Genomic DNA, 21,613 nt, shown 5'->3' with positions numbered 1-21,613 from the left:
AAAAATGCCGGAGAATACATGAATCTGCTACTCATAGGTGTGTTATTGGCATTGATTGCCGTAGCCTATCAAATCGGGTTATCTAAAAGCCGTAGCCTGGCAGGTAAGGGAAATAACTCTGCGAAGTTGCACTCTCGTCCTGGATATTACGGTGCGTTGGTGGCTTTATGGTGTGGGATCCCTGCTTTTTTAATTTTACTGGTTTGGAATATTGTCGAACCGAATATTTTACGACATGTGATTTTAGATAATGTACCTGCAAATATTGCGGCAACATTAGATCGATCTGGCATGGAAGTTGTGATTGACCGTGTTCAGGCGATTGCCTCTGGCTTTGGCGTGAGTGATCAAGCAGCAGCCTATGAAATTGCGGCAGCACAACAATTATCCAGAATTGAAACGATTAGTTCTTTTGCTAAATTGGCAGTGGTGATCTGTGCCGCTTTAGCGGGTCTGGTTTTGGCAAAAAAACGTGTAGCGCAACAATATCGTGCACGTAACCAGGTCGAAAAAACCATTAATATCGCTTTAGCCTTATGTTCTGGCGTGGCTATTTTAACCACCATTGGTATTGTGATGTCGATGTTTAGTGAAGCCATGCGCTTCTTTAACTTCGTCAGTCCACTCGATTTCTTCTTTGGTACAGAATGGAATCCAGGTTTTAGTACATCAGGAAATGCTGAAGGAAGTTATGGCCTGTTGCCGCTGCTGTGGGGCACGCTGATGGTCAGTGGTATCGCTTTATTAGTCGCAGTACCAGTCGGTTTGATGATTGCGATCTATTTGGCTGAATATGCATCCTCTGGCTTTCGCTCTTGGGCTAAACCGGCGATTGAAGTTTTAGCCGGCATTCCGACCATTGTGTACGGTGTGTTTGCACTGATGATTATTGGCCCATTCTTTAAAATGCTTGGAGCAAGCATTGGGCTAGAAATTAATGCCACCAGTGCCTTAACCGCAGGTTTCGTAATGGGGATTATGATTATCCCGTTTGTATCTTCACTTTCAGATGACATTATTACCCAGGTGCCTCGCGCGCTACGTGATGGCTCTTTAGGACTCGGTGCAACCAAGTCTGAAACCATTCGTCAGGTGGTGTTACCTGCAGCCTTGCCGGGCATTATTGGCGCATTTTTACTTGCAGCATCTCGTGCGATTGGTGAAACCATGATCGTGGTCTTGGCCGCAGGGAATAGTCCGTTACTGCATGCTAATCCGCTGGAAGCGATTTCAACCGTGACCATTACTATCGTCAATCAACTTACAGGTGATACCGACTTTGCCAGCCCACAAGCATTGGTGGCATTTGCATTGGGTTTAACCTTGTTTGTGATTACTTTAGGTTTGAACATCGTTGCACTGTTTATCGTGCGTAAATATCGCGAGCAATACGAATGAGTACTTCTAATACATCTTCCATGGATCAGGCACGTGATCCACGCATTTCTGCTGAATTGCGCGAAAAACGTAAACAAAGAATTAGTAATTCTTTGGCAAAGCGTCATCGCAAAGAAAAAATGTTTCGCATATTCGGCTTCTCTGCAGTCATTACCGGTCTGTTCTTTGTGGTACTGCTATTCGGAAGTATTCTGGCAAAGGGCTTACCGGCATTTTGGCAAACCAGTATGACGGTTCCAGTCTATTTTGACCCGACGGTAATTACTGCTGGCGCGAAGCCGATTAAAAAAGCAGGCGAATCTCCTGCCCATTTTCAAGAGCGCTTTATCGCTTGGCAAACTGAAATGGGGATGGTTGATTGGGATGCTTTAATCGTGAATGGATTAATTGCAAAAGATCCAAGTATTGCGTCTAAACGCGATGAGCTTGGAAGTCTGTATACCAGTTCAGAAGCTTACCGTGTACGTGATCTGGTACTTGCAGATCCAGCATTGATTGGTCAAAAGAAAGATTTAAATATTTTGGCCGATGCCAATGTTGATGTATGGTTAGCAGGAAATATTGATCGCTCATTACCTGATGATCAGCAGCAATTAAGCCCAGAAGTTCGCCAGCTTGCTGATGATTTAAAAGCCAAAGGTGTGCTTGAAAATACCTTTAATACCAATATTTTCACCAATCCAGACTCGCGTAGTTCTCCAGCAACTTCTGGTTTAGCCGGTGCATTCATGGGCTCATTGTTCATGATGTTGATCGTGATTTTTATCTCGATTCCAATCGGGGTGGCATCTGCCATTTATCTTGAAGAGTTTGCACCGAAAAATTTCATTACTGATGTCGTGGAAGTGAATATTAATAACCTTGCAGCCGTACCATCCATCGTGTTTGGTCTGTTGGGTGCTGCCATTTTTATTGGCTGGATGCAGTTACCTATTTCTGCGCCTTTGGTCGGTGGTTTGGTACTCAGTTTGATGACACTTCCAACCGTGATTATTACCACGCGTGCATCGCTTAAAGCTGTACCGCCATCAATTCGTCAGGCGGCATTGGGTTTGGGTGCTTCTCGTGTGCAAACGGTATTTCACCATGTATTGCCACTTGCGATACCGGGTATTTTAACTGGTGCGATTATTGGTGTAGCACAAGCCTTAGGTGAAACAGCACCGCTGCTGCTGATTGGTATGAGTGCCTTTGTTGCGAGTGTTCCAGCTTCACCACTCGATCAATCAACAGCATTACCGGTACAAATTTTCTTATGGCAGGGCAATGAATTACGTAACTTCTTCGAAGGACGCACCGCTGCCGCAATTATTGTCTTACTTGCAATGATGGTGGGCTTAAATAGTCTGGCAATCTGGTTACGTAAGAAATTTGAAGTGCGCTGGTAAGAAAGGGCAATATATGAATACTGTAACAGCGATGTCAAAAACAAATTCCTTAGAGCAGGATGAATCCGTGAATCAAGATCAGAAACAATTTACTTCACCCGAAGTAGATAAAAAACGTCAAGGGACTTCATTTGTTTCGCAATTTGATACCCATCCTTCGGCTAAAAAAGAAAATGAAACATCCAATGTTAAAATAAGCACTACGGATGTACATGTTTACTATGGTGAAGCAGAAGCAATTAAAGGTATTGATATCAATATCTACGAAAATGAAGTGATTGCTTTTATTGGTCCATCTGGTTGTGGTAAATCGACTTTTCTACGTACTTTAAACCGTATGAATGACACCATTGATTCGTGTCGTGTAACGGGTAAAGTAATGCTGGATAACCAAGATATCTATGATCCAAACCTGGACGTGGTATTACTTCGTGCGCAAGTCGGCATGGTGTTCCAGAAACCAAATCCTTTCCCGAAATCAATTTTCGATAACGTGGCTTATGGTCCAAAACTTCACGGTTTGGCACGTGATAAATATGACCTTGAAGAAATTGTTGAAAACAGCCTGCATAAAGCTGGTCTTTGGGATGAAGTGAAAGATCGTTTAAACCAACCGGGTACAGGTCTTTCAGGTGGTCAGCAACAGCGCTTGTGTATTGCACGTACTATTGCAGTTAGCCCGGAAGTGATTTTGATGGACGAACCATGTTCAGCACTGGATCCAATTGCAACGGCAAAAATTGAAGAACTGATTTCAGAGCTTTCAACGCAATACACCATTGCCATTGTGACACACTCAATGCAACAGGCTGCGCGTGTTTCTGACCGTACTGCTTACTTCCATTTGGGTGATTTGATTGAAGTGAATGCGACTGAAAAAGTATTTACTCAGCCAGATCATCAATTGACTGAAGCTTATATTACTGGTCGTTTTGGTTAATGAAATGACAGTATTGAAAAAGAGCCGAAAGGCTCTTTTTTTATTTAAATATCAATTTTTTTATCAAATATTTTTGTCTGAAAACGAAATGCAACGTGTTCAGCTAGCGATCATTTAACCTTTATTTTTTATCCGATTATTATCTTTAGACATGTGGTTTTATGCTGAGAAAATGACTCAATGTATGAAGCGCTTAAATGAAAAGAATCTCTGCAATTGGATGATTTATAAAATTCATATTGAATTTTCAATGTTTTGACCTCATGTTAAAGGTAACTGCACATACAATTAGAGAAATCATTTTATATGTTATTCCATAACCCTAAATTACCGGCTGAAATTCGAATTAGCCATTTAAATGCGCGCGTAAATGAACAACGTAAAAAAATTGCGCAAGCCACAGCATCTAGATTTGAACTCTTGCAACTCACTCAACAGCTTTCAAAAGAAGCCAAGTTACGTAAAAAGAATAATCAAAAAATTTATGTGCTCGATTTTAAGGGCGATACCGCTGCATCTGCTGTAGAAAGTTTACGTGAAGAAATTACGCTTATTTTGGCGACAGCAAAAGCAGGACGTGACCGTGTGGTTGTTCGCCTGGAAAGCCCGGGTGGTATGGTGCATGGCTACGGTCTAGCGTCTGCACAACTGGTGCGTCTGCGTGATGCCGGTTTTAACCTGACAATTTGTGTCGATAAGGTTGCAGCAAGTGGCGGTTATATGATGGCGTGTATTGCCAACGAAATTGTTTCTGCGCCATTTGCCGTTGTGGGTTCAATTGGTGTGGTTGCTCAAGTGCCCAACTTTAATCGTCTGTTAAAAGACAAGCATATCGATTTTGAGCTTTATACCGCAGGTGAGTTTAAACGTACCGTAACCATGTTTGGCGAAAATACCGCTGAAGGTAAAGCCAAATTTGAAGAAGAATTGCAACAAACCCATGAGTTATTCAAGCACTTTGTTGAAAAATACCGTCCACAACTGAATGTTGAAAAAGTCGCAACAGGCGAGCACTGGTATGGAAAAGATGCGCTTGAATTAAACCTGGTCGACAAACTGCAAACTTCAGATGAATATCTACTCGGTTTATTGACACAGCATGATGTGTATGTGCTTGATATGCGTCGTAAACCAACTTTAGGTGAAAAGCTGGGCTTGCAAGCTGCACAAATGGCAGATGGTTTGGTGCCTGCAGTGATGAATAAAGTCATGGAAACGTTGTCAAAAGCGAGTGCGAATGTTATTCAACTGCGTGATCCTAAGCTTTAATTTAAAGTGATCTTCTGATTTTAAAATGGCGCTCTAATGAGCGCCATTTTTTTGACTATATCTTAATATTCAACTCAGCTTGAGCTGCTATGTTGCAATTAAATTAATACAGTTAACAAAGCTTTTCTATGGCTCAGAACGCAACAACATCTTCTACAGATTTACTGATTCGATTTCTGCATATCGTCATCATCTTGAGCTTTAGTGGGGCTTATCTCACGGGGGATGCAGAAGGATGGCATCAAGTGCATATGGCATTTGGCTATACACTCGGTATTGGCCTGATCTTAAGAATTTTATGGCAATTTTTTGCTGCTCGACTTGCCCATACTCAGCCTTCAGGGGTAAGCAGACGATTTTATGTGATCAAGCCATTTGTACAGCGCTATTGGGCACAGCCGCAGCAATGGCTTTCCCCAACATTTTTAAAAGCAGCCAGTTCCAGCCTGTTTCAGCTGAGCATATTGGGTATTTTTTGCTTGCTGCCCTTAACTGTGCTGGCAGGATTTTTAACCGACTATACGCATAGCCACAGTTTAAAAGAAGTGCATGAGCTATTCGCCAATCTGTGTTTAGCGAGTGTATTGCTACACTTGGCAGCACTGACACTGAATAGTGTTCTGCTTAAAAAATGGCTGGCAAAGCGTGTGTTTTGGGGGGCAGAATCGCATTCATGGTTCACCCTGTTTACTTTAGTTCTGTCACTGGGCGTGTTGGTCGCTTTCTGGTTGTGGTACTTTAGCTAGGCTTTTATACTGACACCAGCACAGATGAAGCAGACCGTAGCTTGCAGCCCCAAGTGTTGCAAGCAGCATATCCATATGTGCATCCCAGACATCGCCCTGCTGGCCGTTGTAGTTTTCAGCATCTTCAGGCGATAAACCAATTGCAATCAGCCATTCAAGCCATTCATAAATTAAACTGGTGGCCATGATAAACTGAACCACCAATAAAAATAGCGTGAAGGGTTTAGCCTCAGGCAGCCATACATGAAACAGTCGCAGTAGCACGGGGTAGAGTAGTACACCACAGGCAAGATGTACTAAACGGTCATACATATTGCGTGACCAGCCCATCGATTGATTGAGGTCAAAACTGAACAGCTGAATTAGCCATTCGTTATAGGGCACATAGGAATACAGGTAATGTGCTCCCACAATATGAATCAGTAAAAAAATAAGATAGAGCGAAAAACTGTAAAAACTCAAGCCGATTTTCTTCTGGGTAAACAACAAGGCAGCGAGCATAAATATTGTGCCGAGCTGATGCAGTATATATGCTTCAAATTCTAAAGGACGAATACTTGCGATCACTATGGCAATGGTTATAAAACCTAAACCAAGCCAGTGTTTTAAGGTGAGTTGGTATTCAATCATCTTATTGTTTTCGACTATAAAGTAGTGGAATTATAATAAAAAAGCGAAGCCGAAGCTTCGCTTTTTCTGACTAAAATTTAATTAGATTTTAGCAATTAACTCTTTAATTTGTTTTGCTTGCTCAGCTGCATTACCAGTATACGTTGCAGGGGTCATTTCAGCTAAACGTGCACGATCCGCAGCAGGAACAGCTGCAAGTTCATTACCATTTACGAAGTTCACCATCATTTCGCGAGTCATTGCTTGACCACGAGTCAGGGCTTTTAATTTTTCGTATGGTTTTTCTACGTTGTAACGACGCATAACTGTTTGAATTGGTTCAGCCAATACTTCTTGAGCATGGTCTAAATCTTCAGCAATACGCGCAGCGTTAAGCTCTAATTTGCCAATACCTTTTAAGCAAGCTTCAAAAGCAATCAAGCTTTGCGCAAAACCAACACCCATGTTACGAAGAACAGTAGAGTCAGTTAAGTCACGCTGCCAGCGAGAAATCGGAAGTTTTTCACCCAAGTGAGCCAATACAGCATTGGCCAAGCCCAAGTTACCTTCAGAGTTTTCGAAGTCAATCGGGTTGACTTTGTGCGGCATAGTCGAAGAACCAACTTCACCTTCTTTCAAACGTTGTTTGAAGAAACCTAAAGAGATATAACCCCAAACGTCACGGTTAAAGTCGATCAAAATTGTATTGAAACGACGAAGCGCATCAAAAAGTTCCGCCATGTAATCATGTGGTTCAATTTGAGTGGTGTACGGGTTGAAAGCTAAACCTAAAGATTCAACAAAAGCTTGCGAATGAGCAGGCCAGTTAATTTCTGGATACGCTGAATAATGTGCATTGTAGTTACCTACAGCGCCATTGATTTTACCAAGTAATTCAACATGGTTAAATTGTTTGATTTGGCGTGCAAGGCGGTAAGCCACGTTTGCCATTTCTTTACCCAAAGTGGTTGGGCTAGCAGTTTGACCATGCGTACGAGACAGCATTGGTTGTTCAGCGTGAGTTTCAGCCAAAGTCGCAATTGAGTCGATGATGCTTTGCATAGAAGCAACCAGAACATCACGACCATTTTTAAGCATTAAAGCGTGAGACAAGTTGTTGATGTCTTCAGAAGTACATGCAAAGTGAATGAATTCACCAGCATCTTTCAATTCATCAATGTGTGCAATTTTTTCTTTAAGAAAGTATTCAACCGCTTTCACATCGTGGTTAGTAGTACGTTCAATATCTTTAATGCGGTTTGCATCATCTTCAGAGAAATCAGCCACAATAGCATCTAAAGCAGCGTTGGTTGCTGCTGAAAAAGCCGGAACTTCAGTGATTTCAGGACGGTTTGCAAGCGCTTGTAACCAGCGCACTTCAACAGTCACACGAGCATGGATTAAACCAAACTCAGAGAGGAAAGGACGTAGAGCATCACATTTGCTCGCGTAGCGTCCATCTAATGGAGAAAGTGCGGTTAAAGCGTTCATAGCGATTCCTTAAACATTGGAATTAAACGTAAAACAAAGCCCGCACAGCATCAGTTAAACTACCTGATACTGTAAACGGGCAAGATCTTGAATATCTTGGAGCAGCTTGCGCTTACTGAAAATCATACCCCATGAACTGCCGCCCATCTGACGCCATAAGTGCGCCAATTGCAGGCCAGTAAACAGGGAAGCGCGAATACGATTGGTATGAGAAGTATCTTTAAACGCTTGGGCATTACCTTTGACCATAATGCGCGGATTAATTTGTCCCGCGGTTTCAATATAGGCTTGGGCAAGGTTGGCAATAATGCTGGGATGCAGATAATTATTATCGAAGAACGACAGTTGTTTCAGAATTTTCTGTTGAGACTGTTGGATAATTTCAACGAATTTTGGATTGCTATAAACTTTTTTCTCTAACTGTAACAAGGCCATGGCATAGCTCATCGGCAACTTGGCGCTAGAGAGTTTGGGTAAACGAGATTTGGGAGAGGTGTTAAACGGTTGGTTAATACTACTTTCTAACGTTTTTAAACCGAGAGAAATATCGGCAAGTTGATTAAAAAAATCTAAGGTTTGGCAGGATTCATTGGCGGTTGGACGAATATTCAGGCTGGCTTTGATGAGTTGTTCTAAATAGAAACTACCGCTTTCACCAATACTCTGCTGTCCTGACATGGCGGTCATATGGGTCAGCTGTGTCGATTGAAACACAGCTGCCAACGCCAAAGCTCGGTTTTGGCGTATATTCAAAGTTTGAGGCTGTTGAAAGGGTAACTCAGCCATGCCTATCGCTTCCTTTTAAATAAAATCAGGTTTTGGCGCATTGGTATGATGAATCACACCGCCACCTAAACAAACTTCATCTGCGTAGAACACTACACTTTGTCCTGGAGTCACCGCACGTTGCGGTTCGTCAAATTCAACACGTACGCCATTTGGCATATCGGTATCTTTATAAATCACACAGCCTTGATCGGGTTGGCGATAACGCGTTTTCGCAGTACAGCGGAAACCAGTCTCTAGAATCTCTTGCTCACCCGCTACCCAGTCAATCGCTTCACTCCAAAGTATAGTACTTTGCATCAGTGGATGTTCATGACCCTGACCAATGACGAGGCGATTATTTTCAATATCTTTATAAAGAACAAACCATGCACCTTCAGATTCGCCTTTAAGACCACCCAAGCCGATGCCACCACGTTGACCGAGCGTATAGTACATTAAGCCGTGATGTTCACCAACCTCTTTACCTGTATCTAGGTAAATTTTTCCCGCTTGGGCAGGTAAGTACTGTTTTAAGAAGTCATTAAAACGGCGTTCGCCAATAAAACAAATACCGGTTGAATCTTTTTTCTTCGCTGTTGCAAGCCCCAGTTCTTCAGCAATACGACGAACTTCTGGTTTTTCAATTTCACCCACAGGGAACAAAGTCTTGTTAATTTCACGACCATGTACGGCATGTAAGAAATAAGTTTGATCTTTATTTTGGTCAAAGCCGCGTAATAAAGGTGCGTATTCTTCACCACGCGAGTTGGTCATGGTTTCACCGCGACGGCAGTAATGACCTGTTGCAATAAAGTCTGCACCCAGGTTAATCGCATGATCCAGAAAGGCACGGAATTTGATTTCTTTATTACATAAGATATCTGGGTTTGGGGTACGACCTGCAGCGTATTCTGCTAAAAAATGCTCGAATACACGATCCCAATATTCCATGGCAAAGTTGGCTGTATGCAGTTTGATGCCAATTTTGTCGCAAACGGCTTGCGCATCGGCAAGGTCTTCCATCGCCGTGCAATATTCCGTGCCGTCATCTTCTTCCCAGTTTTTCATGAAAAGTCCTTCAACTTGATATCCTTGTTGAAGAAGAAGTGCTGCAGAAACAGAAGAATCTACACCACCAGACATACCGACGATGACACGTTGTTGCATAGGATTAAGCATCCAAAGTTGAAATTAAGGGAGAATTTTTGTGCTCATAAACGAGCGATAAAGGATATTTTTGACCAGATAAAGCATCTTCCACGGCTTTAATCACTAAGGGACTACGTGCTCGTGCAGATTCTTTTAACTCATCCAAGGTCATCCAAACTGTGCCCACTATATCTGTATCGAGCTTGGCATCTGGATGATATTGAACATCACGTGCCAAGAAGCAAAAACGATAGTAAGTACGGTCAGGGAACATTGGAGGAGTATAGGTATACATGCCAAGCAATGATTCGATTTCGACATCATGCCCAGTTTCTTCCATGGTTTCACGAACTGCCGCTTGAATGAGGGTTTCGCCACATTCGACATGACCTGCAGGCTGGTTGAATACGGTGTGTGTGACACCTTCCGTATGTTCTTCAACAAACAGAAATTTTCCGTCTTTTTCAACAACAGTCGCAACAGTAACGTGAGCAGTCCAAGCGGTCATTGAAAAGCACCAAGGAATAAAAGGGCTATTCTACAAAATTTAGGGCGCGGTGGCTATGCTGATCTGAATTGAAACTTCAGTTGGTTAATTGATTTTAAATTTAGCTGCTAGTTTTTGTACTTTCTTAAACAAGAATAAATTGCGTGATTTATTTTGAATTAAAGCCAGATATTCATTTCGAGCTTTGTCCAGTTATCCATATTCTGCATAAGTAATTAATTTAGCAAAAGGAATGCCTAAAATTATTTTGTTATTATCAAGAAAATAAATAAGTTTTTGTTTAGAATTGGTCTTTTCAAAAAAAGATAAATATTACCATCTAAATTTTCGACCCTTTCATTACTCAAGTCATTAAAATGTGTATTTTCATTTAAGCTATACCGAATCTCAGCGTTATTCGGTCATGCAGCAATTTGGTAACGACAAGTATTCAGATTCAGTTGAAAAAGTAGAGATATTAGTATTTGAAAAGTTGTAGTCAGATAGCCAATATTCAGGTGAAAAAATACCAATATCTATCGTAAAATTAATTTCATCTTTAATATTTCATTAAATTTAACTTTTATTAGGTACTAAACCTAGTTTTTTTGGCATCTAAACTTTAATTCAGTAGAACCTAGTCTTGCAGGAATAGCGGGTATAGTTTTTTCGTCCAGAATTATCATCGTTTGATTGTTTTTTTTACAAAAGTCATTAGCTTCTCTATATACAGAAGCTTTGTTTTCTAAAGATACTCCTAGCCCAGGTGTGCCATCTTTTTTGCCAATAAAATAAGAATCTGTACCAATAGGGATGACTCCTGTACTTGCACAGCCAGTAATTAATAGTAACCCGACACAGAGAAAATGCTTCATATATTTCCTAAAATTAATCAACTGTAATAGTTATTTTGCACCTGTTTAAATATTAAATGGTATGCAATGTAACCTGCTGTTTATCATATCTTTAATTTTTTTGCATTTAAGACGAATAAATATTCATTTAGAGATACCTTATTTTTAATGCTTATTAATTCTATCGGCTTATATAGCTTAATAATTAATGCGTTTCATCTAAATAATTATTCGCCACCTTCACATAATGTCGTGCTGAATAAGGCAAAAATTCTTTTTCTTTATCGGTTAAAGGACGCACTTTTTGTACTGGACTGCCCACATATAAATAACCACTTTCAAGACGTTTACGTGGTGGAACTAAAGAGCCTGCACCAATCATCACGTCATCTTCAATGATGACATCGTCTAAAACAATGCTGCTGATGCCAACTAATACGCGATTGCCAATGGTACAGCCATGTAGTTTTACGTGATGACCAATGGTGACATCTTCGCCAATAATCAGTGGTGAACCTTCAGGCTTGTCGGCTTTTTTATGACTCACATGCAACATGGCATGATCTTGCACATTAGAGTTTTTACCAATATGAATATGATTCACATCACCACGAATCACTGCAAAAGGCCACACCGAAACATTTTCAGCCAAAGTCACGTCACCAATCACCACGGACATTTCATCAATGTAGCAACTGGCATCAATTTTAGGATGGTGATCCAAATAAGGGCGAATATTCTTTTTCATCATGCGTATTCAGTGGCAATGGTATGTAGTCATTATAAAATAAAAAAGCACCCATGCCGAAGTACGAGTGCTTTATCTTTAGTTTAAGGCTTAATTAAAACTTAAAGTTTAATTAGAACAAGTTGCTAAAGAATTGTTTAATGTGATCCATCATTTTTGCAAAGAAACCTGCTTCTTCAACATCTTGAAGGGCAACAAGTGGTTTTTCTGAAATGACTTTACCATCAATGCTGGCTACCAATTTACCAATCACTTGACCTTTTTTAAGCGGCGCAGTGAGTTTTGGTTGAACAACCAATTGGGTTTTGATCGCATTTGCCTGACCTTTCTGCATGGTCACATTGAAGTTTTCAGCTAAGCCAATTTGTACGTCATTGTCTTTACCGTACCAAACTTTCGCTTTCGCTAAAACTTGATTCGCAGGTTGTACTTTAACGGTTTCAAAGTTTGCATAACCCCAAGCCAAGATTTCACGTGTTTGAGATGCGCGCTCGTTCATGCTTGGCGCACCAAAAATCACTGAAATTAAACGCAGTGGACCACGTTTGGCAGAAGTGGTTAAACAGTAACCGGCTTCGTCAGTATGACCGGTTTTTAAGCCATCTACACTTGGGTCGGTATAAAGCAAGGCGTTACGGTTACCTTGTTTAATGCCGTTAAAAGCAAATTCTTTTTCAGAGTAGATCGGGTAATACTTTGAACTGTCATGAATGATATGTTGCGCAAGCGTCGCCATATCTTTTGCAGTCGAGTAGTGACCTTCAGCTGGCATACCTGTTGAATTGATAAAGCTGGTATTGGTCATGCCGATACGTTTTGCTTCTTCATTCATCATGTGAGCAAAAGTGCCTTCATTCCCGGCAATATGTTCTGCCATGGCTTTAGAAGCATCATTACCTGACTGGATGATAATCCCGCGCAGCATTTCCAATGCTGTTGCAGTACCGTTAAGCGGTACATACATACATGATTCCGTGCTACTGCCACGACACCATGCCGATTCGTTCATACGAACTTTTTCATCTTCCGTGAGATCACCGCTCAACAACTTCTGTTCGATGATGTAACTGGTCATCATCTTGGTCATTGAAGCAGGGGCTAATTTTTCATTTTCATTTTTTGCTGCGAGGATTTGCCCCGTCTCATAGTCCATCAAAACATAAGATTTATTATTGAGTTCTGGTGGTGCAGATAAGACAGTTGCTGCGTATGTGAAACTAGGTAAAAGTAATAAGGCAGCAAGGGCGCTTTTTCTGGTCATTCTAGGTGGTTCCAATACGTGAATAAGGCACAAAGAGCCTAGCATTCTAGGATAAAGCTAGGCCGACTTCTATGGGGAAATCGGCTTATTTCAAAAGTATTGTAACCAATTTGTGTTAATTATTATAAGTCGTCAGTTCTTGGCAAATTTCTTTGTTTTTCGAGTTACCGGCTTTTTTCGCATCAGTACGAGCTTCAGCTAAAATGGATTTAAATTTTTTCTCTTTACTCAGCTTGGATAAAGCGGAAACAGCATCTTTTTCCTGAGGTAAATATTCTTGTGCAAGTTTAGAATATCCTCTCGAAAACTGCGCATCATCTTTCACCAGACTTGGGCAGACTTCTGACAGCACATAAATAGCTGCAAGTTCTTGTTGGGTCACTTTTTGAATCGGTGTGACTTCAATATTTTCGTCTTGTTGTTTCGCTGCGTGAGTCACTGAAAGTGACATTACAGCAGTGGTTAAAAGACCTAAAGAAAGAGATTTGAACATGGATGATTTCATTTAAGCAGACCTAAATTATTTAAAAACATAACAATATAAATAAGCTTAACGATATTTTTAATAATTGTAAGTACACAAATGTATTGAAGCTGTTGAAAATTGAAGAGTCAATGAGTGGACTTTGAAAATGAAATTTGACTTATATTTATTTTATAAAAACAGGACATGAAGGTGGATAATCTGCATGCCCATTTATAGAATGCTCAATAAGTTGAGTATTCTAGATAGATGATCTGTTGTGAATTATGCGTCGTAATTTACCACGTCATCACAAACTGATTTTTGTTCATCTTTACTGGTTTCTTTTGCAGCTTGACGCGCTTCATCAAGAACAGACTTATATTCTGTATCTGCTTGAATTTTATCGTAAGTCATAGATTTATCTGAATAGTCTTGCAGGTAAGACTGAATGAGCTGATGAATATTGTGATCAAATTTTGCATTTTTACCAACAATTGCAGGGCATACTTCAGCCATAACTTGAGTCGAAGCAATGTCTTCTTTAATAATAGTATTGGCTTCTGCCTGAGTTAAGCCTTCATCGGCTAAAACAGCTTGTGATAATAATGCTGCAAAACCTAAACCCAAGAAGCTACGAAATGAGATCGTTGTAATCATTTTTTAGTCACACATTTTGAATGGATGTCGAGGGTTAAATATATATAATTCCTTATATTATTCAATCAAATGTTCTGACCAGTCATTTTCCAAACCGTTACGAGATTTTTAAGTGAATATATTAATTGCCAATGATGATGGTGTTTTTGCTCCCGGTATTCAAGCGCTTGCGCATGCTTTAGCTCCTTTGGGGCGCGTTGTTGTTGTTGCGCCAGAAAGTGAACGCAGTGGTTTTTCCAGTGCCTTAACTTTAGATCGACCCTTACGTCCGATTCAAATTTCACCCGATGTTTGGGCTGTGAATGGCACACCGGCAGATTGCGTGTATCTGTCTATGAATGGCTTATTTGATTTTGAATTTGATCTGGTGGTCAGTGGCATTAATAGTGGTGCCAATTTAGGCGATGATGTTCTGTATTCTGGAACCGTTGGAGCAGCTTTTGAAGGGCGTCTAATGAAACAGCCTGCAATAGCAGTCTCTATGGCAGGACAAAATGTTCGCTCTTATGAGCACCCGAAAGATTATGCGGTTGCTGCACAATGGGTGCATGATTTTATTGCTTCAGGTTTGCCTGTTTTACCTCCACGTCACATCTTTAATGTCAATATTCCTGATATAGCTGAATTACAAGGTTCAAAAATTACCTATCAGGGTAAACGCAGTCAATCCAAACCGATCACCAGTCATGTAGATCCACGCGGTCGTCAAGTCTATTGGATTGGTCTTTCTGGCGAGGCAGTCGCGGAGCCTAAAAAAGGCCTGACTGAAATAGAGTCCGATTTTTTTGCCGTAGCAAATGGCTATGTCAGCATCACGCCGATTCAAATGGACGCTACAAATTATGACATTTTAAGCACATTGCATGCACAGTTTTCCAAATAGTTGCAAGTAGTGTTATAACTTTGTGAAAATGTAGAATTGAAATAATTTTTTTTATATTTTTTTGCTAATCTTGGCGCAAATCAATAAATACATTTGTATGTAGAGAGGAAGATTAATGCACGTGGTGTCACAATATCGCTTATTTGCTGTGCCTTCAGCCTTGCTGAAAACCATTGTGTTGTCTACAGCTGTTATTTCCACTGTCATTTTGAGTGGCTGTGCTTCAAAACCACAAATTCATAATGCAACCCGTTATGCAGCTGCACCAGACTACTATACCGTTCGATCTGGAGATACTTTAAGTGGGATTGCCGCACGTTATGGCTTAGCTTATACCAGCGTTGCTGATATGAATGACATAACACCGCCGTATCGCATTTATGTTGGACAGTCTTTACGTTTAAAAGATTCTGGTTCACGTCGTACCACCACGACGCAAGCTGTGACACAAGCTGCACCGATTCAACGTCAAACCGTTCAACTTCCAACTACTCAAGCAAAAACCACTGCACCAGTTGTAGCCAATGTTCCAACTGCGCCTGTGGCATCTTCAAAAGCATCTGCGTTACGTTGGGTCAAGCCAAGCAATGGGTCTGTGCTGCAAAACTTTAATTTAGCCAATAATATTAAAGGGATTCGCTATACAGGCAATGTGGGTGATGCCATTTATGCAGCAGCAGATGGACAAGTGGTTTATGCAGCAGATGGCTTAAAAGAATATGGTAATTTGATTCTGATTAAGCATATTAATGGTTACATTTCAGCGTATGCACATAACAGTAAAATGAACGTGAAAAGTGGAGAAAATGTGACGGCAGGGCAAAAAATTGCAGAAATGGGTTCATCAGGTACAACGCGTACTATGCTTGAATTCCAGGTTCGTCTGGACGGTAAGCCTATTGATCCGACTAAGGTATTACCGATTAATTAAATAAAATAATGCATTACTTAAATTTCACCGTATAATACAATGAGTTGCTTTTATCGAAAGATAAAGCATCTCATAAGTTCAGAGGGAAATTTATGTTAGATCAACTTCGGGCAATGGGTGTTTTTGCTTGCGTTGTCGAAAAAAACTCGTTCAGTGGTGCAGCCCGCAATTTAGGGATCACCACCAGTGCTGTAAGTCAGCAAATTCGTTCTTTAGAACATGAGATGGAAGTTACACTTTTACATCGTTCTACCAGAAAGTTGAGTTTAACTGAAGCGGGACAAGCTTTTTTCCACAGCTGTCAAGAGATGCTCGCTGCTGCAGAGCGCGGAAAAATACGAATTAATGAGCTGCGTGATGATCTTGTTGGCGATTTACGTATTGCAACTACGCCAGAATTAGCTGCAAATCATGTCATTCCAGCATTGTCACATTGGATGTCTGCTCATCGAGGTTTGGCAGTTCATGTAGAAGCTGACAATCAATATATTGACCTGATTGAAGGTCGTATTGATATTGCGCTACGCATAAGTTCAAAAATTGAAGATAGTAATTTGCATGTGGTACCGCTTGCTCGAGTTGAGCAGGTTCTGGTGGCTTCACCGAGTTATTTGAATCAGTCGACACCTATTTCACGTCCTGAGGATTTAAAGCATCATGATTTAATTCCAATGAATGTGATCAAAAATTATCAATATTTGTCATTCCAGCATGGTGTGACAAATGAAGACATTAGTTTAGAGATGCGTTCGAGATTGACCTCAAATAATGTCTTGGTTGCCAAAGCATTATGTCAGCAAGGACATGGGATCGCTCGAATTTTATATTTAGATGCACAAAAAGATTTAGTAAATGGCGCTTTGGTTGAGGTTTTACCGGAGTGGAAGTTACCAAGTTTTACCTTGTATGCCATTATTTCAAAACATGAACAACAGCCGATGAAAATTCATCGTTGTTTAGAGGCACTAAAACAATATTTCTGCCAATTACCCGGTGGCAGAATTTATCAAGAAGCTTCATAAAAGCCGATGAGTATGAAAAAAAGCCGCTATCAGCGGCTTTTCGTTTTTGAACGATTAAAGGATTAAGCTAAAAAGGCTTTAATCATTTTTACAAGACGAGAAATCAATTGATCGGCTTGTTCTTGAGTAATGTTTAAAGTAGGAAGTAGGCGAACAACAGAACCTGCAGTCACGTTAATAATCAAATGATATTCATCACGGGCAATATTCACCAGTTCACCACATTCTTTCGGTAATTCAATACCAATCATTAGACCGAATCCACGGACTGTCACGTTTTGCTCGCTCAGCTGTTGAGCCAGTTGATCAACGATATAGCTGCCCATTTTCGCAGCATTTTCAACCAGATTTTCTTTCTGAATAAGATCAATCACAGTATAAACAACACGTGAACCCAATGCTGTACCGCTATATGTTGAACCATGGCTGCCAGCAGTCAGTACACCTACACCGCGACCTTGAGTCATCACGGCACCAATTGGGAAGCCGTTACCCAAACCTTTTGCAGTGGTTAAAACATCTGGAACAATGTTGGTATGCTGGTAAGCAAAGTATTTACCGGTACGACCATTACCGGTTTGAACTTCATCAAGCATCATCAACCAGTTATGTTGATTACAGATGTGACGAATTTCTTCAAGGTAGCTAAAACCTTGAGGTGCGGTATTTACACCGCCTTCACCTTGAATCGGTTCAACAAAAATAGCCACGATGTCCGGGTGGTTAATTGCTGCTTCTTCAATGGCTTCAATATCACCAAAAGGTACGCGAATAAAACCTTCAACCAGTGGCCCAAAACCTTCTTGAACTTTTTTGTTGCCGGTTGCAGCAAGGGTCGCCATGGTACGACCATGGAAAGAACGATCCGCAACAATGATTTTTGGACTGGCAATACCTTGCATTGATCCAAATTTGCGCGCAATTTTAATTGCACCTTCATTGGATTCTGCACCACTGTTCGAGAAGAAAATTTCTTCCATGCCTGAAACTTCAGCAAGTTTTTGTGCTGCAGCAGTTTGCCAAGGCACTTCAAACAAGTTGCTGGTGTGAATGAGGGTTGCCGCTTGATCAGCAATGGCTTCAGCAATAACAGGATGAGCATGACCTAGACCACATACAGCAATACCTGTAAGTGCATCAAAATATTCAGTGCCATCTTCTGTATAAAGATAAGAACCTCGACCGCGAACAAAGCTGATCGGCTGACGGCCAAATACTGGCATCAAGTGTGAAGGTTGATCAGATTGCACCGGAGCAAGGGTAATGTTATTCATGACTAACTCTTATCTGTTAGGTGGGAAAATAAAAGTTTATATAAGCAAAAACTGCTACAGAATAAAAGCCCAAATGGAAATAAAAATGGAAATATTGCTTTAGTCATACTGTTTTGTTAAGTTTTGGGTATAATGCGAGGCAGATTAGTTGAGGATTTATCAATGACTGAACAAGCACGCGACACTGAAGCGTTAATTCGTGACCAAATTGCTAAACATGCAGTACTTCTTTATATGAAAGGTACGCCGCAATTCCCACAATGTGGTTTCTCTGCACGTGCGGTAGAAGCACTCAGTCAAATTGGTCGTCCATTTGCTTATGTAAACATTTTGGAAAACCAAGACATTCGCGCAACTTTACCGCAAATTGCAAATTGGCCTACATTTCCACAATTGTGGATCAATGGCGAATTAATTGGTGGCAGCGACATCATGCTTGATATGTTCCAAAAAGGTGAATTAAAATCTTTGGTAGAACAGCACAGCCCAGCACCTGAAGCTTAATTCAGTTGTGAAGTGATTAAAAAAGCGCCTTGTGGCGCTTTTTTAATGCTTGTTTTTAATTAAGGATTTTTAAAGAAGCAGATTACTCTACTTCTGCCTTATTCTTTTCGGCGTTTTTAGATTCGACTACATCAGCAGGAACAGGTTGTTTTTCCGCTTCTTCTTTCAGCTTTTTCTTGGACTTTTTTTTCTTTTTTTTCTTTTTCTTGGTCTCTTCCTCAAACGCTGCACCATCTTCGATGGCTTGCCAATATTCAAGTTGCTCCATAACAGCAGCATAAATTGAATTTTTGCTATAGCGACCTTTCTTATTTAGAGTGCCGACAGGGCGAGCCATGAGAATTTCTAAAGCCTGGTCGATGGTTTGAATGGCATGAATATGAAATTGACCTTTTTCAACCGCTTCAATGACATCGTGTCGCAACATCAAATGTTGCATGTTTTGGCGTGGAATAATCACACCTTGTTTGCCGGTTAAGCCTTGTAATTTACAAGCATCGAAGAAGCCTTCAATTTTTGCATTTACACCGCCAATCGGTTGTACTTGACCGAGCTGATTCATTGAACCGGTGATTGCCCAAGACTGGTCAATCGGCAGTTGGCTAATCGCAGACAATAATGCAGAAAGTTCAGCTACGGTTGCACTGTCACCATCCACCTGACCATAGCTTTGTTCAAAGGCGAGGGCAGCAGAGAAATGCAGAATCTGTTCACGACCAAAATGCGCCTTTAAGAAACTCGACATCAATAACACACCTTTGGCATGTAATGAACCACCGAGTTCTACACTACGCTCAATATCCAGAATATCACCGCCACCTTGATAAACTGAAGCAGTTAAACGTGAAGGCAAACCAAATTCAACATCTGCATACTGAATCACAGAGAGGGCATTGATCTGTCCTAAACGATGACCTTTGGTTTCAATGAGCTGTGTGCCACGAGATAAATCTTCCCAATACAATTCACGTAAATAACCGAGGCGGTACTTACGATGGTCGAGTGCGGTATTGATATGTTTATCGCTAACGATTTTGTCACCCGATTTCTCAGCATGATGATGTGCTTCGCGAATCAAATCACCCAAAGTCAAAGCATGTAATGACAATGAACTTTGGTCTTCAGCTTGACGACTTGAATCGGTCAGTAATGCAGCTAAAGCAGAACGGTCAAAAGGTAGTAATTTGTCTGCTTGCACATAATCGGCAATCAGCTGCATATACGCCTGCTCATTACTGTCATTACGTTGTAATGTATCGGTAAAGTCAGCGCGAATTTTAAATACACTACCCAGTTCTGGTTCAACTTCTAGTATTTCATAATAAACTTCAGGTTCTGCAAGTAAAACTACTTTTAAATTCAATGGAATAGCTTGAGGTTCAATCGAAATGCTGCCTGTTAAAGTCAGCATGTGTTCCAGTGAAGATAATTTCAGTTGCCCTGATTTTAAGGCGCGTTTTAAACCTTGCCATGCATAAGGCTGTTCGAGCAGTTGCTCCGCTTCGAGCATTAAAAAGCCGCCATTGGCTTTATGTAACGTGCCTGGGCGAATCAGGGTGAAGTCTGTGGTGATGGTGCCATTTTGAGTCAGCTGTTCGACATGACCCAATAAATTGTAATGTGTTGGGAAGTCTTCAAAAATCACCGGTGCGCCAGAATTCGGCTTATATGACACAATGATATTGGCTTGATAACGCGCAGGCACACGACTGAACAGACCTGGAGTAAAGTCATCTTCTTCTTGTTCAAGCACGATTTCGACATTGTTAATAATGTCTTCGGCATAATATTTGAGATAGTCTTTTAAGCCTTCGACTTCACCAAATTTATTCAGGATTTGCTCAATACGCGGCATCACCACTTGTTTTGCAATATCACGATTTAAGCTTTGCACTTTGTCGCGTGCATCATCTTCCAAATCGCCTAAATGCAAGCCTAAGCGTTCCAGTTTTTTGTCCATGTAACGCATGTTGGTTGAAATTTCAGCACGTTCTTTACTGTTTAGCGCATTAATTTCCTCTGAGGTCATTTCTTGAGGGGAATCATCAATGAAATGAACCGGAACAAAACAATGTTCTTCATGACGTGTAATTAGTTTCAAATCCAGCGCTTCACCTTCTTTGGTGAGTTCAATTAACGCTTGCTGTTGCTCATCCCCGATTTGCTGGCGAATAAGCTCAATTCGATTGTGATAAATTTCTGCGGTAAAACGGCGTTCTAATTGCTTTAAGATGGTTTGCCAAGTTTGATGCAACAGCGTTTGAAACTTAGCTGCTTGACCCGATGGAAGCTCTAGCGCAATCGGTTGACGCGGCAATTTGAAATTATTGACATAGACCCAGTCGTTTGGTGTCGGCATGGTTTTGGCGTGTTGTTGCAATAAACGCTTGATCATGGTGCGTTTGCCGAGGCCCGCCGTACCCACAGCAAAAATGTTATAGCCTGAATAAGGTAAAGCAATACCTGCTTCTACAGAGGCACGCGCGCGATCTTGCCCCAGGAAATTATTCAGAGGTTTCAGTCGACGTGTTGACGCAGGAATTTTATCGTAATTAGGAATATGCGTCAGTTGTTCAGATTTCAGTTTGGTTTTTTCTAAAGTGCTTTGTATTTCTGGTTGTTCAAATGCTGAAGTTAAAATGTTTTGGCTCGGTTGTTCAATGGTGCTGATAATATTGGCGGATAAAGAAGAGTTCATTTGCTCGAGTCTTTGGGTCACTGTGAAAATCCAAAACGAAATATTGCGGTAGAGATTTAAAGGTATACAG

The 21,613-nt window shown here is 40.9% G+C and carries 21 protein-coding genes; 9 read left to right on the top strand and 12 right to left on the bottom strand.

The features are described 5' to 3' along the window. Positions 1 to 18 precede the first annotated feature (18 nt). The 5 genes from pstC to HLH14_RS04420 all read left to right on the top strand — a co-directional run bounded on the left by pstC (position 19) and on the right by HLH14_RS04420 (position 5,741). Positions 19 to 1,398, top strand: a complete 1,380-nt coding sequence (pstC, locus tag HLH14_RS04440) for a phosphate ABC transporter permease subunit PstC (protein WP_067725068.1) — start codon at positions 19 to 21, stop codon at positions 1,396 to 1,398. Next, positions 1,395 to 2,786, top strand: coding sequence for a phosphate ABC transporter permease PstA (pstA, locus tag HLH14_RS04435; protein ID WP_067725071.1), 1,392 nt, complete (start codon positions 1,395 to 1,397; stop codon positions 2,784 to 2,786). Before pstC ends, pstA begins: the two co-directional genes overlap by 4 nt. A gap of 13 nt (positions 2,787 to 2,799) precedes the next feature. Further along, the gene (gene pstB, locus HLH14_RS04430; RefSeq protein ID WP_067725073.1) at positions 2,800 to 3,726 is read left to right on the top strand and encodes a phosphate ABC transporter ATP-binding protein PstB; all 927 of its coding nucleotides are present in this window, start codon (positions 2,800 to 2,802) and stop codon (positions 3,724 to 3,726) included. A gap of 306 nt (positions 3,727 to 4,032) precedes the next feature. After that, positions 4,033 to 4,995: a protease SohB gene (sohB, locus tag HLH14_RS04425; RefSeq protein ID WP_171532751.1), complete on the top strand. Its 963-nt coding sequence runs from the start codon at positions 4,033 to 4,035 to the stop codon at positions 4,993 to 4,995. 128 nt (positions 4,996 to 5,123) lie between these two features. After that, positions 5,124 to 5,741: a cytochrome b/b6 domain-containing protein gene (locus tag HLH14_RS04420; RefSeq protein ID WP_171532750.1), complete on the top strand. Its 618-nt coding sequence runs from the start codon at positions 5,124 to 5,126 to the stop codon at positions 5,739 to 5,741. On the opposite strand, the gene HLH14_RS04415 is transcribed toward HLH14_RS04420, so the two are convergent. The 10 genes from HLH14_RS04415 to HLH14_RS04370 all read right to left on the bottom strand — a co-directional run bounded on the left by HLH14_RS04415 (position 5,697) and on the right by HLH14_RS04370 (position 14,231). Then, complete coding sequence (locus tag HLH14_RS04415; protein ID WP_171532749.1) at positions 5,697 to 6,371, bottom strand: DUF2238 domain-containing protein; 675 nt, start codon at positions 6,369 to 6,371, stop codon at positions 5,697 to 5,699. The two genes, HLH14_RS04420 and HLH14_RS04415, sit on opposite strands and share 45 nt — an antisense overlap. 81 nt (positions 6,372 to 6,452) lie before the next feature. After that, positions 6,453 to 7,841: an adenylosuccinate lyase gene (gene purB, locus HLH14_RS04410; RefSeq protein WP_171532748.1), complete on the bottom strand. Its 1,389-nt coding sequence runs from the start codon at positions 7,839 to 7,841 to the stop codon at positions 6,453 to 6,455. 54 nt (positions 7,842 to 7,895) lie between these two features. Further along, on the bottom strand, positions 7,896 to 8,627 hold the full coding sequence (gene hflD / locus HLH14_RS04405) for a high frequency lysogenization protein HflD (RefSeq protein ID WP_086194483.1): 732 nt from the start codon (positions 8,625 to 8,627) through the stop codon (positions 7,896 to 7,898). Between the two features lie 15 nt (positions 8,628 to 8,642). Further along, positions 8,643 to 9,776: a tRNA 2-thiouridine(34) synthase MnmA gene (mnmA, locus tag HLH14_RS04400; protein ID WP_171532747.1), complete on the bottom strand. Its 1,134-nt coding sequence runs from the start codon at positions 9,774 to 9,776 to the stop codon at positions 8,643 to 8,645. A gap of 4 nt (positions 9,777 to 9,780) precedes the next feature. Next, positions 9,781 to 10,266: an NUDIX hydrolase gene (locus HLH14_RS04395; protein ID WP_171532746.1), complete on the bottom strand. Its 486-nt coding sequence runs from the start codon at positions 10,264 to 10,266 to the stop codon at positions 9,781 to 9,783. A gap of 578 nt (positions 10,267 to 10,844) precedes the next feature. Continuing rightward, positions 10,845 to 11,120 carry a hypothetical protein gene (locus HLH14_RS04390; RefSeq protein ID WP_171532745.1) on the bottom strand — a complete coding sequence of 92 codons (276 nt, stop codon included), beginning with the start codon at positions 11,118 to 11,120 and terminating at the stop codon, positions 10,845 to 10,847. Between the two features lie 184 nt (positions 11,121 to 11,304). Next, on the bottom strand, positions 11,305 to 11,847 hold the full coding sequence (locus HLH14_RS04385; RefSeq protein WP_171532765.1) for a gamma carbonic anhydrase family protein: 543 nt from the start codon (positions 11,845 to 11,847) through the stop codon (positions 11,305 to 11,307). A gap of 112 nt (positions 11,848 to 11,959) precedes the next feature. Then, positions 11,960 to 13,108, bottom strand: coding sequence for a D-alanyl-D-alanine carboxypeptidase PBP5/6 (gene dacC, locus HLH14_RS04380; RefSeq protein ID WP_067725088.1), 1,149 nt, complete (start codon positions 13,106 to 13,108; stop codon positions 11,960 to 11,962). A gap of 115 nt (positions 13,109 to 13,223) precedes the next feature. Then, positions 13,224 to 13,613, bottom strand: a complete 390-nt coding sequence (locus HLH14_RS04375; protein ID WP_171532744.1) for an MCR_0457 family protein — start codon at positions 13,611 to 13,613, stop codon at positions 13,224 to 13,226. A 243-nt stretch (positions 13,614 to 13,856) separates the two neighbouring features. Beyond that, positions 13,857 to 14,231, bottom strand: coding sequence for an MCR_0457 family protein (locus HLH14_RS04370; protein ID WP_067725092.1), 375 nt, complete (start codon positions 14,229 to 14,231; stop codon positions 13,857 to 13,859). A gap of 112 nt (positions 14,232 to 14,343) precedes the next feature. Here HLH14_RS04370 and surE point away from each other — a divergent pair, with 112 nt between their 5' ends. From surE to HLH14_RS04355, 3 genes are all read left to right on the top strand, one after another. Then, positions 14,344 to 15,114 carry a 5'/3'-nucleotidase SurE gene (surE, locus tag HLH14_RS04365; RefSeq protein ID WP_171532743.1) on the top strand — a complete coding sequence of 257 codons (771 nt, stop codon included), beginning with the start codon at positions 14,344 to 14,346 and terminating at the stop codon, positions 15,112 to 15,114. Positions 15,115 to 15,229: 115 nt separating this feature from the next. Further along, complete coding sequence (locus HLH14_RS04360; RefSeq protein ID WP_171532742.1) at positions 15,230 to 16,045, top strand: peptidoglycan DD-metalloendopeptidase family protein; 816 nt, start codon at positions 15,230 to 15,232, stop codon at positions 16,043 to 16,045. Positions 16,046 to 16,137: 92 nt separating this feature from the next. After that, the gene (locus tag HLH14_RS04355) at positions 16,138 to 17,067 is read left to right on the top strand and encodes a LysR family transcriptional regulator (protein ID WP_086194490.1); all 930 of its coding nucleotides are present in this window, start codon (positions 16,138 to 16,140) and stop codon (positions 17,065 to 17,067) included. Between the two features lie 62 nt (positions 17,068 to 17,129). Here HLH14_RS04355 and HLH14_RS04350 read toward each other — a convergent pair whose 3' ends face one another. Further along, on the bottom strand, positions 17,130 to 18,341 hold the full coding sequence (locus HLH14_RS04350; protein ID WP_171532741.1) for an aspartate aminotransferase family protein: 1,212 nt from the start codon (positions 18,339 to 18,341) through the stop codon (positions 17,130 to 17,132). Between the two features lie 162 nt (positions 18,342 to 18,503). On the opposite strand from HLH14_RS04350, the gene grxD reads away from it, so the two are divergent. Further along, positions 18,504 to 18,845 (top strand): Grx4 family monothiol glutaredoxin, encoded by a 342-nt coding sequence (gene grxD, locus HLH14_RS04345; RefSeq protein ID WP_067725102.1) that lies wholly within the window; start codon positions 18,504 to 18,506, stop codon positions 18,843 to 18,845. A gap of 82 nt (positions 18,846 to 18,927) precedes the next feature. Here the strand turns inward: grxD and HLH14_RS04340 are convergent, their stop codons facing one another. Further along, positions 18,928 to 21,543, bottom strand: coding sequence for a Lon protease family protein (locus HLH14_RS04340; RefSeq protein WP_214645714.1), 2,616 nt, complete (start codon positions 21,541 to 21,543; stop codon positions 18,928 to 18,930). Between the last annotated feature and the right edge of the window lie 70 nt (positions 21,544 to 21,613).

The sequence above is a fragment of the Acinetobacter terrae genome, from assembly GCF_013004375.1.
In the GTDB taxonomy this organism is placed as follows: Bacteria; Pseudomonadota; Gammaproteobacteria; order Pseudomonadales; family Moraxellaceae; genus Acinetobacter; species Acinetobacter terrae.
Note: the sequence above shows the minus strand (reverse complement) of the source record. Positions and strands in the feature narration are given on the sequence as shown.

What these genes read in the sequence shown, in the direction of transcription:
- HLH14_RS04385 (WP_171532765.1), bottom strand. Translation starts at nt 11,847, where the DNA reads ATGAAAAAGAATATTCGCCCTTATTTGGATCACCATCCTAAAATTGAT.
- HLH14_RS04375 (WP_171532744.1), bottom strand. Translation starts at nt 13,613, where the DNA reads ATGAAATCATCCATGTTCAAATCTCTTTCTTTAGGTCTTTTAACCACT.
- pstC (WP_067725068.1), top strand. Translation starts at nt 19, where the DNA reads ATGAATCTGCTACTCATAGGTGTGTTATTGGCATTGATTGCCGTAGCC.
- HLH14_RS04420 (WP_171532750.1), top strand. Translation starts at nt 5,124, where the DNA reads ATGGCTCAGAACGCAACAACATCTTCTACAGATTTACTGATTCGATTT.
- HLH14_RS04355 (WP_086194490.1), top strand. Translation starts at nt 16,138, where the DNA reads ATGTTAGATCAACTTCGGGCAATGGGTGTTTTTGCTTGCGTTGTCGAA.
- HLH14_RS04370 (WP_067725092.1), bottom strand. Translation starts at nt 14,231, where the DNA reads ATGATTACAACGATCTCATTTCGTAGCTTCTTGGGTTTAGGTTTTGCA.
- mnmA (WP_171532747.1), bottom strand. Translation starts at nt 9,776, where the DNA reads ATGCAACAACGTGTCATCGTCGGTATGTCTGGTGGTGTAGATTCTTCT.
- dacC (WP_067725088.1), bottom strand. Translation starts at nt 13,108, where the DNA reads ATGACCAGAAAAAGCGCCCTTGCTGCCTTATTACTTTTACCTAGTTTC.
- pstB (WP_067725073.1), top strand. Translation starts at nt 2,800, where the DNA reads ATGAATACTGTAACAGCGATGTCAAAAACAAATTCCTTAGAGCAGGAT.
- pstA (WP_067725071.1), top strand. Translation starts at nt 1,395, where the DNA reads ATGAGTACTTCTAATACATCTTCCATGGATCAGGCACGTGATCCACGC.
- HLH14_RS04390 (WP_171532745.1), bottom strand. Translation starts at nt 11,120, where the DNA reads ATGAAGCATTTTCTCTGTGTCGGGTTACTATTAATTACTGGCTGTGCA.
- HLH14_RS04415 (WP_171532749.1), bottom strand. Translation starts at nt 6,371, where the DNA reads ATGATTGAATACCAACTCACCTTAAAACACTGGCTTGGTTTAGGTTTT.
- HLH14_RS04340 (WP_214645714.1), bottom strand. Translation starts at nt 21,543, where the DNA reads ATGAACTCTTCTTTATCCGCCAATATTATCAGCACCATTGAACAACCG.
- purB (WP_171532748.1), bottom strand. Translation starts at nt 7,841, where the DNA reads ATGAACGCTTTAACCGCACTTTCTCCATTAGATGGACGCTACGCGAGC.
- grxD (WP_067725102.1), top strand. Translation starts at nt 18,504, where the DNA reads ATGACTGAACAAGCACGCGACACTGAAGCGTTAATTCGTGACCAAATT.
- HLH14_RS04360 (WP_171532742.1), top strand. Translation starts at nt 15,230, where the DNA reads ATGCACGTGGTGTCACAATATCGCTTATTTGCTGTGCCTTCAGCCTTG.
- HLH14_RS04395 (WP_171532746.1), bottom strand. Translation starts at nt 10,266, where the DNA reads ATGACCGCTTGGACTGCTCACGTTACTGTTGCGACTGTTGTTGAAAAA.
- HLH14_RS04350 (WP_171532741.1), bottom strand. Translation starts at nt 18,341, where the DNA reads ATGAATAACATTACCCTTGCTCCGGTGCAATCTGATCAACCTTCACAC.
- sohB (WP_171532751.1), top strand. Translation starts at nt 4,033, where the DNA reads ATGTTATTCCATAACCCTAAATTACCGGCTGAAATTCGAATTAGCCAT.
- hflD (WP_086194483.1), bottom strand. Translation starts at nt 8,627, where the DNA reads ATGGCTGAGTTACCCTTTCAACAGCCTCAAACTTTGAATATACGCCAA.